This is a genomic window from Georgenia halophila (genome assembly GCF_039541595.1).
Genome location: NZ_BAABGN010000001.1, coordinates 345,644 through 361,071, shown reverse-complemented (window position 1 = coordinate 361,071; position 15,428 = coordinate 345,644). Strand labels below are relative to the sequence as shown.

Annotated in this window: 9 protein-coding genes; 3 read left to right on the top strand and 6 right to left on the bottom strand. The window is 72.4% G+C overall.

Annotated features, from left to right (window positions below; translation table 11 throughout):
• Positions 1-161: 161 nt before the first annotated feature.
• Positions 162-2,516 (bottom strand): alpha-xylosidase, encoded by a 2,355-nt coding sequence (yicI, locus tag ABD907_RS01585; RefSeq protein WP_345214739.1) that lies wholly within the window; start codon positions 2,514-2,516, stop codon positions 162-164.
• A 102-nt stretch (positions 2,517-2,618) separates the two neighbouring features.
• On the opposite strand from yicI, the gene ABD907_RS01580 reads away from it, so the two are divergent.
• A complete protein-coding gene (locus ABD907_RS01580; protein WP_345214738.1) occupies positions 2,619-5,219 on the top strand; it encodes a glycosyl hydrolase family 95 catalytic domain-containing protein in 2,601 nt (866 codons plus the stop codon).
• Between the two features lie 47 nt (positions 5,220-5,266).
• Complete coding sequence (locus ABD907_RS01575) at positions 5,267-6,262, top strand: LacI family DNA-binding transcriptional regulator (protein WP_345214737.1); 996 nt, start codon at positions 5,267-5,269, stop codon at positions 6,260-6,262.
• A gap of 16 nt (positions 6,263-6,278) precedes the next feature.
• Here the strand turns inward: ABD907_RS01575 and ABD907_RS01570 are convergent, their stop codons facing one another.
• From ABD907_RS01570 to ABD907_RS01560, 3 genes are read right to left on the bottom strand one after another with little or no spacing between them, the layout of a single operon-like run.
• Positions 6,279-7,265 carry a carbohydrate ABC transporter permease gene (locus ABD907_RS01570; RefSeq protein WP_345214736.1) on the bottom strand — a complete coding sequence of 329 codons (987 nt, stop codon included), beginning with the start codon at positions 7,263-7,265 and terminating at the stop codon, positions 6,279-6,281.
• Positions 7,262-8,365 (bottom strand): ABC transporter permease, encoded by a 1,104-nt coding sequence (locus ABD907_RS01565; protein WP_345214735.1) that lies wholly within the window; start codon positions 8,363-8,365, stop codon positions 7,262-7,264. The genes ABD907_RS01570 and ABD907_RS01565 overlap by 4 nt, the downstream gene beginning before the upstream one ends.
• Entirely contained in the window at positions 8,362-10,026 is a 1,665-nt protein-coding gene (locus tag ABD907_RS01560; RefSeq protein ID WP_345214734.1) for an extracellular solute-binding protein, read from the bottom strand. The genes ABD907_RS01565 and ABD907_RS01560 overlap by 4 nt, the downstream gene beginning before the upstream one ends.
• Before the next feature lie 240 nt (positions 10,027-10,266).
• On the opposite strand from ABD907_RS01560, the gene ABD907_RS01555 reads away from it, so the two are divergent.
• On the top strand, positions 10,267-13,128 hold the full coding sequence (locus ABD907_RS01555) for a glycoside hydrolase family 3 C-terminal domain-containing protein (protein WP_345214733.1): 2,862 nt from the start codon (positions 10,267-10,269) through the stop codon (positions 13,126-13,128).
• Between the two features lie 14 nt (positions 13,129-13,142).
• On the opposite strand, the gene ABD907_RS01550 is transcribed toward ABD907_RS01555, so the two are convergent.
• Both ABD907_RS01550 and ABD907_RS01545 read right to left on the bottom strand, forming a co-directional pair.
• Positions 13,143-14,129 (bottom strand): serine/threonine-protein kinase, encoded by a 987-nt coding sequence (locus ABD907_RS01550; RefSeq protein ID WP_345214732.1) that lies wholly within the window; start codon positions 14,127-14,129, stop codon positions 13,143-13,145.
• A 113-nt stretch (positions 14,130-14,242) separates the two neighbouring features.
• Positions 14,243-15,223, bottom strand: coding sequence for an acetylxylan esterase (locus tag ABD907_RS01545; RefSeq protein WP_345214731.1), 981 nt, complete (start codon positions 15,221-15,223; stop codon positions 14,243-14,245).
• Positions 15,224-15,428: the final 205 nt, after the last annotated feature.

Sequence of the window (15,428 nt, the reverse complement as noted above, 5' to 3'; positions counted from 1 at the left end):
TGGTCGACGGAGCCGTCACCTCGCCGGCATGGACAGCGCGAGTGTCAACCTCGCCGGGAGAGACGCTTCCGCTGAAGCGCTGCACTCCAGCAGTGCGGCAGTGCAGCACTGCGGCAGTGCGGCAGTGCGGCAGTGCGGCAGTGCGGCAGTGCGGCAGCGACTCAGCGAGGGAGTGACAGCTCACCGGAGGGGTGGGTGGCGGCGGCCGAGAGGACCAGGTCGCCGGCGTCGGCGTGCACGGGCTCGCCCGCGCCGATGACGTGCAGCGACCACGGCCTGTCCGTGCCGTCGGCCACCGCGCGGATCTCGTCGCCGTCCCGGCTGACGACGTACGTCGCTCCCGGTTCGCCGTCGGGCGTGGGCACGACGACGGTCCGGGACTCGCCGTCGGTCAGCTCGTAGACCCGCAGGGTGAGCCGCTCCGCGTAGTCGTAGTCGGGCCGGTCGGTCACGGCGCCGACCGGCAGCACGGTGCCCGCACGCACGAGCAGCGGCACGGACATGAAGTCGTGGACCTGGTGGACCCATCGCGGTCCGACGATCTTCTCCCCGGTCAGCGCGTCGGTCCACGTCCCTGGGGGGAGGTAGACGTCGACCTCGCCGGAGGCCGAGAACACCGGCGCCACGAGCAGGCTCTCGCCCAGCATGTACTGGGTCTCCACAGTCGCGGCACCCGGGTCCTCGGGGAACTCCAGCACCATCGGGCGCATGATCGGCACGCCGTCTCGGTGCGCCTCCTCGCCCAGGGCCATGAGGTACGGCATGAGCGTCATCTTCAGCTTGCTGAAGGCGCGGGTGACCTCGACGGCCTCCTCGTCGAAGGCCCAGGGCACCCGGTAGGAGTCCGAGCCGTGGAACCTCGAGTGCGAGGAGAGCATCCCGAACGCGACCCACCGCTTGAACACGGCCGGATCGGGCGTGCCCTCGAAGCCGCCGATGTCGTGGCTCCAGAACCCGAAGCCGGACGCCGCCAGGGACAGCCCGCCGCGCAACGACTCCGCCATGGACACGAACGTCGACTCGCAGTCCCCGCCCCAGTGCACCGGGAACTGCTGGCCTCCGGCGGTGGCGGACCGGGCGAAGAGCACGGCCTCGCCCTTGCCGCGCTCCTCCTCGAGCAGCCGGAAGACCGCCTCGTTGTACAGGTGCGTGTAGTAGTTGTGCATCCGCTCCGGGTCCGAACCGTCGTGCCAGACGACGTCGGTCGGGATCCGCTCTCCGAAGTCGGTCTTGAACGCGTCGACGCCCTGGTGCAGCAGGCTGCGCAGCTTGTCGATGTACCAGGCCGTGGCGTCCGGGTTGGTGAAGTCCACCAGTGCCATGCCGGCCTGCCACATGTCCCACTGCCAGACCGAGCCGTCCGCGCGGGTGACGAGGTAGCCGAGTGCCTTGCCCTCGTCGAACAGGTGCGAGCGCTGCGCGATGTACGGGTTGGTCCACAGGCAGATCTTCAGCCCCTTGGCCTTGAGCCGTCGAAGCATGCCCTCAGGGTCCGGGAAGGTCGCGGGGTCCCACACGAAGTCGCACCAGTGGAAGCGGCGCATCCAGAAGCAGTCGAAGTGGAAGACGCTGAGCGGCAGGTCCCGCTCCGCCATGCCGTCCACGAACGAGGTCACCGTCTCCTCGTCGTAGTCCGTGGTGAACGACGTCGACAGCCAGGTCCCGTACGACCACGCCGGCACGCGGGCCGGCCGACCCGTCAACGCCGTGTACTTGCGCAGAATCTCCTTCGGCGTGGGGCCGTAGATGACGTAGTACTGCAGCGACTGGCCCTCGACGCTGAACTGCACGCGGGAGACCACCTCGGTGCCCACCTCGAAGGAGACGCGTTCCGGGTGGTCGACGAAGACGCCGTAGCCGTGGTCGGTGAGGTAGAACGGCACGTTCTTGTAGGCGAGGTCGCTGGCGGTGCCGCCGTCGGCGTTCCAGATGTCGACCGACTGGCCGTTCTTGACCAGTGGCCCGAACCGCTCCCCCAGCCCGTACACGTGCTCGCCGACGCCGGCCATGAGCTGCTCGCGCACGAAATGGGTGCCGTCGTCGCGCGAGATCAGCCCGACGCTGCGGTCCTCGGAGGAGGTGAGCACGCGGCCGCCCGCGAGGAACTCCAGGTGCCACCCGCCGTCGAGGTTGACGCGGGCGCTCAGGTCTCCGGCGGTCAGCGTCGCGTTCCGTCGGTCATGAGGCGGGTGCCCGTTGCCGGCCACGCGCTCTGGCGGGGTGCCGCCGGTCGTCTCCACGCGCACGGGCGCCTCGTCACGGTGGAGCGCGAAGCTGGGCGTGAGCTCACGGCCGCCGGTGAAGTGGTCGATCCGCACCCCGACGACGTCGTCCATCGGCGAGTCGAACGTGAAGCTCACCATCGGACGGTTCAGGGTGTCCCCGCGCGTGGCGATCGGTGCGGTCGCGGCGAAGACGCGCAGGCTCCGTTCGCCGACGATCGCGTCGTCGACGAACTGCGGTCTCAGGATGGTGGTGCCGGGACGGACCTGCCAGTACCCGTCGGTGAACTTCATGTGGGCTGCGTCGCCTTCCGATCATCGAAGCGGTTCAACGCCTAGGGTGGCACCCGCACCTATCAAAGACAAGTGAGACCACCACACCACCGAAGGGACCTCATGTCCGTGCGACGGCTCGATGCCGACGTTCGTGCCATCCACGGCACCCTCAGCTTCCCGACGGCGACCACTGTCTGGTCGTGCGAGCCGGCTCGAAACTGGGTCGAAGCGCTTCCAGTGGGCAACGGGCGAACCGGCGTGATGTGCCGCGCAGGCCTGGGGCGGACGCGTCTGCAGCTCAACGACGCGACGGGCTGGTCGGGCTCGGCCGCCTCGCCCGCCGCCGCACGGCCGGAGCTGGCCGACGGCGAGGGGCCCGAGATCCTGGCAGCCGCACGCGCGGCGCTCGACTCCGGCGACCACCGCGGCGCCGAGCAGGTGCTGCGCCGCCTCCAGGGCCAGCACTCTCAGGCCTTCCTGCCGTTCGCGGACATCGAGCTCAGCGTGCGGCCGGCGGCGGACGGCCAGCCCGCGGCCACCACCGCCCGCCGAGAGCGGACATCTGTACCGAAAGCAGCTGTTCAGACGCCAACAATCGGTGCGATTGACCGCTCTCGGCAGGCGGGCCGGGGCTCGGGCCCGCACGAGCAGGCAGTGGCGGGCGACCCCGACGGCGCCGCGCTCGTGCGGTGGCTCGACGTCCACGCCGGTGTCGCGGGCCACGTCGAGGCCGTGGGCGAGCACGAGGTGCGGCACGAGACCTGGGCCGGCTACCCGTCCGGCGTCGTCGTCCACGAGATCGCGGTGCGCGGACCCGGCAACAGCACCGCCGGCACCCGGCACGCCGCCGTCGACGTCGAGGTGGCGACCACCTCCGTCCTCCGCGGTGAGGCACGCACCGGGCCGTCGCGGCTCACCCACCGGCTGCGGCTGCCGTCGGACGTGGTGCCCGACCACGAGGAGGCGACCGAGCACGTCGTCTACGACGAGGGCTCCAGGCACGGGCTGCTGATCGTCGACGTCCTCCTCGATCACGCCCCCGCGCCGCTCGAGGCCCCCACCCACGGCGGCCCCGGCGCCCGCGTGAGCGTCCCGGCCGGGTCGACCCTCAGCCTCATCCTGGCCACCGGGACCACCTCACCGCCCGGCGGCGGCAGCGGGTCCGTCGCCGACCTCGAGGCCGCGCTGACGGACCTGCTGACGGGCGCCGCTGCGCGCGGCACCGCAGCCCTGCGGGCCGAGCACGTCGCCGATCACGCAGAGCTGATGGACCGCTGCACGCTGACCCTGCCGCCGGGCCGCGACGCGACGCTCCCGACGGCGGACCGGCTGCGTGCCCAGGAGGCCGGCGGCTCGGACCCCGAGCTCGCCGCCCTGGTGTTCGGCTTCGGCCGGCACCTGCTGATCTCCGCCTCGCGCCCGGGCGGCCCGCCGGCCAACCTGCAGGGCATCTGGAACGAGAACCTGCCCGCGCCGTGGAGCTCGAACTACACGGTCAACATCAACGCCGAGATGGCGTACTGGCCGGCCGAGATCACCGGGCTGCCGGAGTGCCACGAGCCCCTGCTGGACCAGCTGGCACGTACCGCGGCCGGTCCGGGCGGCGAGGCGGCCCGGGACCTGTACGGCGCGGCCGGGTGGGTGATCCACCACAACAGCGACCCGTGGGGGTATGCCCTGCCCGCCGCCGGAGACGCCGCGTGGGCGAGCTGGCCGATGGGCGGCGTCTGGCTCAGCCGGCACGTCGCCGACCACCTCGCGCACCTCACCGGCGCCGCCGCCACGGAGACGGCGCGCGAGCTGTGGCCGGTGGTGGCCGGCGCCGTCGACTTCGCGCTCTCCTGGATCCGGCCCGCCGGGCCGGCCGGCACGGCCGACACGGCCCCCGCCACCTCGCCCGAGAACCACTTCCTCCACGACGGCGAAGCGGTCGCCGTCGCGCCGACCACCCGGATGGACGTCGAGCTGCTCACCGCGCTGGCCGACACGGGTCGCCGCGTCGGGCGTGCGGCGGGCGCGGACCTCACGACGACCGAGCGCCTGACGGAGCTGGTGGCGCTGCTGCCGCCGGCGGCCACCGGACCCGACGGCGAGCTCCTCGAGTGGGACCGGTACCGGCCCGAGGCCGAGCCGGAGCACCGGCACCTCTCCCACCTCGCGGGCCTGTACCCGCTGGGCCTCTGGGACACCGAGACCCGCCCCGACCTGGCCCGCGCCGCGGCACGCACCCTCGAGCGTCGCGGGCCGGAGTCCACCGGGTGGTCGCTCGCCTGGCGGCTGGGACTGTGGGCGCGGCTGCGGGACGCCGGGCGCGCCGAAGAACAGCTGCTGCGCGCGATGCGGGTGGCCGCCGACGACGGCCCGCACCGCGGCGGTCTCTACCCCAACCTGTTCAGCGCCCATCCGCCGTTCCAGGTCGACGGCAATCACGGGCTCGTGGCGGGGATGGCGGAGACGCTGCTCGACCCGCGCGACGGCGTGCTGCGGCTGCTGCCCGCCCCGCCGCCCGGCTGGCGCGGCGGCGAGGTCCGCGGTCTGCGCGCTCCGAGAGGGATCGCGGTGGACCTGGTCTGGGACGATGGCGCACTCTCCCTGGTCCGGCTGCGCGGCGGTGCGGGGCCCGTCACCGTCCGTACGCCGTCGGCCGAGCGCGCGGTGCTGCTGGCGCCGGGCAGGGACACTGTGCTCGACGGCGATCTCGCCGCCGTCGGCACCGGGTAGGGCGACGAGGGGCAACAATGAGGTCGTCCACCACCACGGGAGGTCGCATGGCCACGATCGACGATGTCGCACGAAGCGCCGGGGTGTCGGTCTCGACCGTCTCCTACGTGCTGTCCGGCAAGCGACCCATCAGCGAGCCCACCCGCGAGCGCGTGCGCAAGGCGGTCGCGGAGCTCGGTTACCGCCCGCACGCCGGCGCCCGCGCCCTGGCCTCGAGCCGCACCCAGGTCATCGGGCTGGTCGCGCCGCTGCGGGCGGGCGTCGACGTGAACGTCATCATGCAGTTCGTGGCGGGCGTCGTGACCCGCGCGCGCAGCTTCGAGCATGACGTGCTGCTGCTGACCCAGGACGACGTCGCCGGCATCGAGAGGGTCTCGAGCGGCTCCATGGTCGACGCCCTGGTGGTCATGGACGTCGAGGCGCAGGACCCGCGCATCACCACGCTGCTCGCGGTCAAGCAGCCCGTGGTCCTGATCGGCCTGCCGGCCCGCCCGCACGGCCTGAGCTGCGTCGACCTCGACTTCGAGGCCGTCGGCCGCCTGGCCGTCACGCACCTCGTGGAGCTCGGGCACCGCACCATCGGGCTGGTCGGGCCGCCGCCGAGCGTCCTCGCGCGGCACACCTCCTACGCCGAGCGGCTCATCCGCGGCCTGCAGAGCCAGGCGGAGGAGGACGGTGTGCACGCCGTGGTCGAGCCGGCCGAACCCGGCCACCGCGGTGGGCAGGCGGCCACGGAGGTGCTGCTCGCCGTCGACGGCCTCACCGGCATCGTCGTCCACAACGAGGCGGCACTGCCGGCCGTGCTGGACACGATCCGCCAGGCCGGCCGCCGGGTCCCGGAGGACGTGGCCGTGCTGACCGTCGGGCCGCCGGAGGTCGCGCTGAGCCAGACGCCGCCGGTGACCTCGATCGACATCCCGGCCCAGGAGATCGGCGGTGCCGCCGTCGACATGGTGATCGAGCGACTCGCCTCCGCGGGCAGCCCGCAGACCCGGCTGTTCTCGCCCCGGGTCACGCTCGGGGAGACGACGGCCCGGCACTGACCCCCTGACCGGCGGCTCAGCCCTTGATCGCGCCGAAGATCACGCCCTTGGTGAAGTGCCGCTGCACGAACGGGTAGACCGCGAGCACGGGCAGCACCGCCAGGACCATGACGGCCATCTTCACCGGCAGCCCCGTCACCGCACCGGTGGCGACGTCCACCTGCCCGGTGCCGCTGCCCGGCAGCGTCTGGCCCTGCAGCACGTACGAGCGCAGCACCAGCTGCAGGGGCCAGCGCGTGTTGTCGTTGATGTAGAGCATCGCGTTGAAGAAGGCGTTCCAGTACCCGACGCCGTAGAACAGGGCGACGACGGCGGTGACGGCCTTCGACATCGGCAGCACGATGGCGCCGAGGATGCGCCACTCGCTGGCGCCGTCGATCCGGGCGGCGTCGAGGATGCCCTGGTCGATGCCCATGAAGAAGTTCCGCAGGATGAGGACGTTGAACGCCGAGACCGCGGTGGGCAGGATCAGGGACCAGTAGGAGTTGATGAGCCCGAGGTTGCTGACCACGAGGTAGCTGGGGATGATCCCCGCCCCGAAGAACATCGTGACGAGCAGGACGAACAGGATCGGCCGGTGGCCGAAGGAGTGCGGCCGGGAGAGCCCGTAGGCGCACATCACCGAGATCGTCGTCGACAGCACCGTGCCGACGGCGGTCACCCCGATGCTGACCAGCGCGGCGCGGGTGACGATGCCACCCGCGAGGATCTGCTGGTAGGCGGCGAGCGTCACCTCGCCGGGGACGACGACGAGGCCGCCGGCCTCGGTGATCGTCTGCTGCGTCGATACCGAGGTCAGGACGATGGTGTACAGCGGGAACAGCACGACCAGGACGATCACGGCCAGGGTGACCGCCTTCGCGGTCTGGCCGGCGACCGTGGGGTCCTCCTCCCAGACCGGCCGGTGCTTGCTGCGTCGCCGACGACGGCGGAGCTGTGAGTTCTCCCTCGGCGCGCCGGCGAGGGCGGGAGGGGTGGCGAGGCGGGACGGCGTGGCGGTCATGATTTCTGGTACACCCCTGCTTCTCCGAAGACGTGCGCGATCTTGTTGGCGCCGAGGACGAGGACGAGCGAGACGATGCCCTTGACGAGGCCGGCGGCCGCGGCGAAGCTCCAGTCGCCGGCGACGACGCCGCGGTAGTACACGAACGTGTCGATGACCTCGGCGACGCCGGCGCCCACGGCGCCGCGCTGGAGGATGAGCTGCTCGAACCCGACGGTCAGTGAGTCACCCAGGCGCAGGATCAGCAGCAGGATGATGACCGGTTTGAGGGCCGGCAGCGTGATGTGCCACATGCGCCGCCACCGGTTCGCCCCGTCCATCACCGCGGCCTCGTACTGCGCCGTGTCCACCGTGCTCAGCGCGGCGAGGAAGATGATGATGCTCCAGCCGGCGTCCTTCCAGACCGCCTGCGAGGTGATCAGCAGCAGGAAGGTGTCCGGGTTGGTCATGAGGTCGAACCCCTCGAACCCGTGCGAGCTCAGGAACTGGTTGAGCAGGCCCGCGCCGCCGAACATCTGTTGGAAGACCGTCACCACGATGACCCACGAGAAGAAGTGGGGCAGGTACACGATCGACTGGATGGTGGTGCGCACGGTCGGCGAGAGCACACTGTTGAGCAGCAGTGCCAGGAAGATCGGCAGGGGGAAGAAGAACACGAGCTGGAACCCGGTGATCACCAGCGTGTTCACCACGGCGTCGAGGAACGCGGGGTCGGTGAAGACGCGCTGGAAGTTGTACCAGCCGACGAACGGCGAGTCCTGGACGCCGACGAAGGGCGAGTAGTTCTGCCACGCGATGACGTTCCAGGCCATCGGCGCGTAGGCGAAGACCGCCAGCAGCGCCACGGCCGGCAGCGTCATGATGAGCAGCGACCGGTCCCGGGCGAGCCGTACCCACCAGGGGATGTGGCGCTGGTGCGGCCTCGGCGGGCGGTCGGGACGCGACCGCGACCGGGGCCAGCGGCGGGTGCGCGCCGCCGTCGGGCGCCCGGTCGAGGTGTCGGGCGAAGGGCCGGTCGAGGGGCCGGTCGAGGGGCCGGTCGACGGCCGGACCGGGGTCTGGGTCGAGCTCTGGGTCGAGGCCGCTCGGGGCTGGCTCATCCCTCGCTCTCCAGGATGTCCCGGTAGAAGGCCCGCAGCTCCTCACCGCCCGAGCTGCGCCACGTCTCGATGGCGGCGTCGAGGTCGGCCATGCTGCGCCGACCGCGGGAGATGTCCTTCTCGAGATCCTCGAACGGCAGGGACAGCGTCGCGAACTGCGGGGGCTCGGTGATCTGCAGCCCGAAGAACGGCGGGTCCGTCACGTACCGGGCGGCGTCGGCCATCCAGGTGCAGAACTTCTCGACGTATTCGGGGAACTGGACCTTCGCGTTCACCACGGGCGGGTCCGCCAGGAAGATGTAGCTGGGCTGGACCTCGGTCGCCGCGAGGTCGGTGGGCACCGGGATGCCCTGGTCGTCCTTGTCGTAGTGGACGCCCTCCAGCCCGTAGTTGATGAGCTGGAACTCCTCGGTGCCGAACGGCGAGGCGAGGAAGTTGGCGACGGCGAGCAGCTCCTCGATCTTCGCCTTGTCCTCGTTCTTCTTGAGGAAGGAGAAGATGTTGGCCGGGCTGCCCTTGAAGAGCAGCGGCTCACCGCCGTCGGCCGCGAAGGCCGGGAACGGCCGCTGGCTGTAGTCGGGGTTCGTCCCCCGCTGGCGGGCGAGCGCCTCGTGCCACGCGCCGACGCCGTCCGAGGTGATGAGCACCTGCCCGGACTCGAACCGCGTCTTGGCGTTGGCGCTGTTGTCGGCCACGGCCTCCGGGTGGATGGAGCCGTCGGCGTACAGGCTGGCGTTCCACGCCAGTGCCGCCCGGTACTCCTCGGTCTCGACCCGGTTGAGGAGCTTGCCGGAGTCGTCGATCGTCCATTCGGGCGGGACGCGGTGGATGATCGTCGCGGCCGTCCACATGTCGTTGGCACCCCAGCGGTCGCCGCCGGTGAGATCCTTGGCCAGCTGGCGCAGGGCCTCGGCGTCGGTGACCTCGGGCGTGATGCCCTCGGCGGCGAGGACGTCGTCGCGGTAGAAGATCGCGTCGGTGATGAGTTCGCCCGGGTAGGGGATCGCCTTGATCTTGCCCTCGAAGACGCAGAACTTCCAGACGTCGGTGGCGATGTTCGCCAGGTGCGGGTACTTCTCCGCGTTGTCTCCGGACAGGTACGGGGTGAGGTCCTCGAAGAGGTTCGCCACGGCCTGGTCGAACCGCGGCGGCACGTTCCAGGTGGGGATGCAGACCCAGTCCGGCACGTCGTCGGGCGAGGCGAGGACGGCGGCGAGCTTCTCGCCGTAGGTGTTGCCGTCGCTGATCTGGAAGTCGATCGTCGAGCCGATGGCCTTGTTGACGGCCTCGAAGTACTGGTTGCCGCTGGTGGGCGGGATCGTTCCCCACAGCGGTGTCATCGCGGTGTAGGAGCCGCCGGAGCCGGGAGGCGAGTCGAACGCCCTGACCAGCTCCTCCGGGAGGCTCTGGTAGCCGGCCGTCGAGCCGTTGACGCTGGGGAAGTCCGGCTCGGCGTAGGTGATCGGGGCGTAGGTGGGGAGCACGTCCTTGCTCACGGCACTGCCCGGGGCGGCGCTGGTGCCGGCGGGCGCCCCGCCGGACCCGCAGGCCGCGAGCACGCCGGGGGCCGCGACGCCGAGCCCCATCAGGCCGAGGAACGACCGCCGGTTCACCGCCGAGCGGGCGGGGACACCGGCCGGGGGGTGCGATGTGTGGTTCATGGCGCCTTCACTCCTTCGTGTGTCACGCGCTAACTCGACGTCGAGCAAATCGAAGCGGTTCGATCACGAGGGATGCTAGGCGTGGTCGATCACCTTGTGCAAGAGTGGGCGCCCAGTTGCGCATAACGACTCGGCCACGCGACCGCCGAGCGGGCTGCGCGATCATCCAGAACCTTCCGGTTGACATCGTCCCGCCCGTCCACGATGTCGAACCGGTTCGAGTACTACCCAGGGACTTCGATGGCCGACGACGACCGCACCCCGCTGACCGCCGCACCGCGCCGGGACGCTCCCCCGACCGGCTCGACGCCCGGTGCGACCGGCGCTTCGACCGGCGAGGACATCCACCCGCGGGCGCGGGAGATCCTTGCCGCACTGACGCCCGACGAGAAGATCGCCTTCCTCCACCAGAGCCAGCCGGCGGTCGAACGCCTGGGCCTCGCGGCGTTCCACACCGGCGCCGAAGCTCTGCACGGGCTGGCCTGGCTCGGCACCGCGACGGTGTTCCCGCAACCGGTGGGCCTGGCGGCCACGTGGGACACCGCGCTCGTCGAGCGGGTCGGGGCGGCCGCCGGGGCCGAGCTCCTGGCCGCGCACCGCGAGGACCCGTGGGTGAGCCGCAACGTGTGGGCGCCCGTGGTCAACCCGCTGCGCCACCCGCGCTGGGGCCGCAACGAGGAAGGGCTGTCCGAGGACCCGAACCTGACGGCCGCGCTGGCGTCCGCGTACGCCCGCGGACTGAAGGGTCCGGGGCACGGCTGGCGCACCGTGCCGACCCTCAAGCACGTCCTCGGGTACAACAACGAGGACGACCGGTCGCTCACCTCCACCTCGCTGCGGCCCCGGGTGCTGCACGAGTACGAGCTACCGGCCTTCCTCGGCCCATTACGGGACGGCACGGCGGGCGCCATCATGCCGTCCTACAACCTCGTCAACGGACGTCCCGCCCACGTCCGCCGCGAGGTCCTCGATCGGCTGCGCGACCAGACGCCGGGGCCGCTGCTCGTGGTCTCCGACGCCCACGCGCCGACCTTCCTCGTCGAGCTGCAGCGGTACTTCCCCGACCACGCGGCCTCCCACGCCGCCGCCCTGCGCGCCGGTATCGACTCGTTCACCGACCATGGCACGGACACCGGCCCGACCCGGGAACGCCTCCACGAGGCGCTCGAGCGCGGCATGATCACGATGGACGACGTCGATCGCGCCCTGCTGCGCGTCCTGCACGTGCGGGCGCTGACCGGTGAGCTGGCCGGCGATCCGCCGCCGGACGGCCCGCCGATCGACGACCTGGCGCACCGGGAGCTCGCCCGCGAGGCGGCCACGCGCGCCGTCGTGCTGCTGCGCAACGACGGCACGCTCCCGCTGGGGCGCGGCACGCGCCTCGCGCTCGTCGGGCCGATGGCCCGGCGCGTGCTGACCGACTGGTACTCGGGCACGCCGGCCTACACCGTGACGCTCGCCGATGGGCTGACCGAGCGGCTCGGCGAGAACGCCGTCACGGTCGCCGACGGCGATGACCGGGTCGTCCTGCGCTCCACGACCACGGACGCGTACGTCGAGCGCGCCGCGGACGGTGTCCTGACCGCGACGGCCGCCCACGCGGCGGCCGCGTCACCCGCTTCCTGGACCGACTGGGGCGACGGCGTGGTCACGCTCACCGACACCGCGACCGGGCTGCTGTGGGCCGCGGAGCACGGGCCGACGACGGCGCTCACGACCCGCGTCGGCGGCTGGGTGGCGCAGGAGAGCTTCGCGCCGCGCCGGCACGACGACGGCACCTGGTCGCTGCGGCATCTCGGCAGCGGACGCTGGCTCCGGGTCCAGACCGGGACCGGCGCCCTGGCCGCCGAGGGGCCCGACGCCGCGAGCGCCGAGCGGTTCGTCCTGCACCGCACGGGCGGCGGGTTGGCCGAGGTCGCCGCGGCGGCGGCAGCGTCGGACGTCACCGTGGTCGCCGTCGGGAACGACCCGCACCTGCACGGCCGGGAGACGGCGGACCGCCCGCACCTGCGGCTGCCCGAGCCGCAAGCGGAGATCGTCCGCGCCGCCGCGGGGGCCGGGAGACCGGTCGTCCTCGCCGTGGTGTCGAGCTATCCGTACGTCCTCGACGCGGCGGCGCGCTCGTCTGCGGCCGTGGTGTGGTCGAGCCACGCGGGTCAGGAGCTGGGCAACGCGCTCGGGGACGTCCTCACCGGCGCGGCCGAGCCGACCGGGCGCCTGGCGCAGACCTGGCCGGAGTGCGAGGCGGACACCGGCGACCTGCTGGACTACGACATCATCGCCGGCCGGTCGACGTACTGGTACTCCGAGGACGAGCCGCTCTTCGCCTTCGGGCACGGCCTGTCGTACACGACGACGGAGCTCGCCTCGGCACGTCTCGCCGAGGACCGGCTGGGGCACGACGGCGAGCTGGTCGTCCGCGTCACGGTGCGCAACGCCGGCGCCCGGCCGGTGCGCGAGGTCGTCCAGGTCTACACGGACAGCCCGACGCACCCGCTGCCGTACCCTCGTCGCCTGGCCGCCTGGGCGCACGTGCGGCTGGAACCGGGCGGCGCGGAGGACGTCGAGCTGCGATTCGGCGCCGACCAGCTGGCGATCTGGGACGTCCGGTCGTCGCGCTCCGCTGTGCTCACGGGCGAGTACCGGGCGCTCGTCGGGACCTCGGCCGCCGACGTGCGGGCGGTGCTGCCGCTGCACGTCACGGGTGCCGAGCTGGCGCCGCGGTCGCTGGCGGCCGGTCTCGCCGCGGCGGACTTCGACGACCAGAGCGCCGTCGTGCTCGGCGACCGGACGCCGGAGCGGGGTGACTGCGTGCAGCTGGCGCCCGGCCACAGCCGCGGCTGGGTGACGTTCGACGACGTCATGCCGGCCCGGCGGCTCCGGCTGGAGGTCGCTCGGCAGGGCGGCGGGCCCGCCTCGGTCGAGGCGGCCGTGCGCGGCGAGGCTTCGTTGCCGTGGCGTTCTCTCGGACCGGTGGTGGTGCCCGACGGCGGACGCTATGACTGGTCGTGGGCGGAGCTGCGCCTCCCCGACATGGGCGAGGACCCGGTCCAGCTGCGTGTCACGCTCGGCGGCGCGGCGCGGCTGGCCCGGCTCTGCTGAAGGATCAACCAGGATCAACCCCTCTCGCACCGCTCCGCGGCCGGCATGGCCGCCGTCGACAGATCCGCCGGGCCGGTGTCCGGGCCCGGAGTGCCACGGGGGGCGCCGCCGTCGTCCGGCTTACCCCGGTAGGCGGCAGCACCCGGCCTGTCATCGAGGACCCCGTCCGGGAGGTCGGGCAACGTCGGCAGCCCGGCCATCCGGGCCAGCACCGTATGAGCCTCGCCGGCGGAGGGGCGCTCGTCGGGCTCCTTGGCGAGCAGCTGCCAGACGAGTTCGTCGAGCTCCCCCGGGACGTCCGGGCGCTGCGACGCCAGCCGCGGTGGCTGGACGTAGGCGTGCCGGTGGAGGAGGTCCTCCGGCTGGGCCGCCCGGAACGGTGGGCGTCCGGCCAGGGTGGCGGTGATCAGACACCCGAAGGCGTACATGTCCGTGGCGCGGGACACCGGCTCGGCGCGCGCCTGCTCGGGCGCCATGTACTCGGCGGTACCGAGCGTCGTGCCGGGCGCCGAGAGGCTCGCGACAGTCTGGTGCTCGACGGCCGCGATGCCGAAGTCCACCAGGGTGACGTGCTCCCCGTCGAGGACGATGTTCGCGGGCTTGATGTCTCGGTGGACGATGCCGGCCCCGTGGGCCGCGGAGAGGGCTGCGGCCACCCGAGCGCCGATGTACACGGTGTGCGCCACCTCGAGCGGGCGGTCACGGATGTAGCTCGCGAGGGTCCGGCCGCGCAGGTACTCCATGACGAGAAAGGCGACGTCCTCGGTGACACCGGCGTCGTAGACCCGAACGATGCCGGGGTGCTCCAGCGCCGCCGTGGCCACCGCCTCACGCCGCACCTGATCCAGCAGGCCGACGTCGGCGCCGTCGCTCAGCCGCACCGTCTTGACGGCCACCCGGCGCCCCAGCCTCAGGTCGCGTCCCCGCCAGACCTCGGCCATACCACCACTTCCGAGCCGCTGGTCCAGCTCGTAGCGGTCGGCGAGGACGGTCGTGGCCATAGCGGAATCCTTCCTGGGCACGCGCTACCCCGCGAGTCGGCTGGCGAGTCGGGACGGGACCAGGGAGGCTGCTCTCCGCCGAGCGGTTCCACCGAACGGCCCGTCCGTCGAGGTCAGCTGCGGCCGGCGAGCCAGGCGATCTGGCGGGTGAGCTGGTGCGCCTGACCGCCCTCGTGCATGTTGTAGGGATAGACGACGATGTCCTTGGCCAGCTCGCCGGCGCGGGCACCGTAGTTGTTGAAGGCGGCGTACACCGTCGACGGCGGGCACGTCGTGTCCATCAGGGCCACCGAGAACAGCGACGGCGCGTTGGCGCGGCGCGCGAAGCTGACGCCATCGAGGTAGGACAGCGTGCGGAAGACCTGCTCGATCTGGTCACGGTGGACCGCCATGTACTGCGTGATCTCGCCGTACGGCATCGAGTCGGTGATCTGGGTGGCGCGGCGGAAGTGGCACAGGAACGGCACGTCGGCCATCACGGCTCGCAGGTCCGGCACGAGGCCTGCGACGGCGAGGGCGATGCCGCCGCCCTGGCTGCCGCCGTAGGTGGTCACCCGCTCGGGGTCCACGCCCTCGACCGCGCGGACGGCGTCGACCGCGCGGACGCCGTCGGTGAAGACCCGGCGGTAGTAGTGCTCGGCGGGGTCCAGGATCCCGCGGGTGAGGAAGCCGGGCACCGCCGGTCCCGAGCCGACCGGGTCCGGGGTGTCCCCGCCGGCGCCCGAGCGACTGCCCTGGCCACGGGTGTCCATGAGGAGGTGGACGTAGCCGGCGGCCGCCCAGACCACGTGCTCGACCGGCAGGCCGCGGCCTCCCCCGTAGCCGACGAACTGGACGACGGCGGGCAGCGGCCCGGTCCTGCCCGCAGGGCGGGTCAGCCAACCCCGGACGGGGTGCCCGCCGAACCCGGCGAAGGTGACGTCGTAGGTCTCGACCAGTTCGAGCCCGGTCTCCACCCGCTCCAGCCGCACGTCGATGTCGACGGCACGCGCCTCGTCGAGCGTCGAGGACCAGAACGAGTCGAAGTCCGCGGGCTCATCGATCTCAGGCAGGTAGGCCTCGAGTGCCTCGGGGGCGAGGTCGAACATGGGCATCGGCGCATCTCCTCCGGCGTCCTGCCGCGTCTCCGGCGTCCTGGCGCGTCCGGCAGGGCGCCGTCGCGAGTCTCGGTCGAAGGATAGTGACGGCGAGGTACGCCGCCCGCGCCGACCACTGACCGGACGGTGCGGGCGGGCGGGAGTCGCCGTCGTCCCTTGGCGCGGCGCCGGTCCGACCGTCAGGCTGGGCCCCTGGGACCGA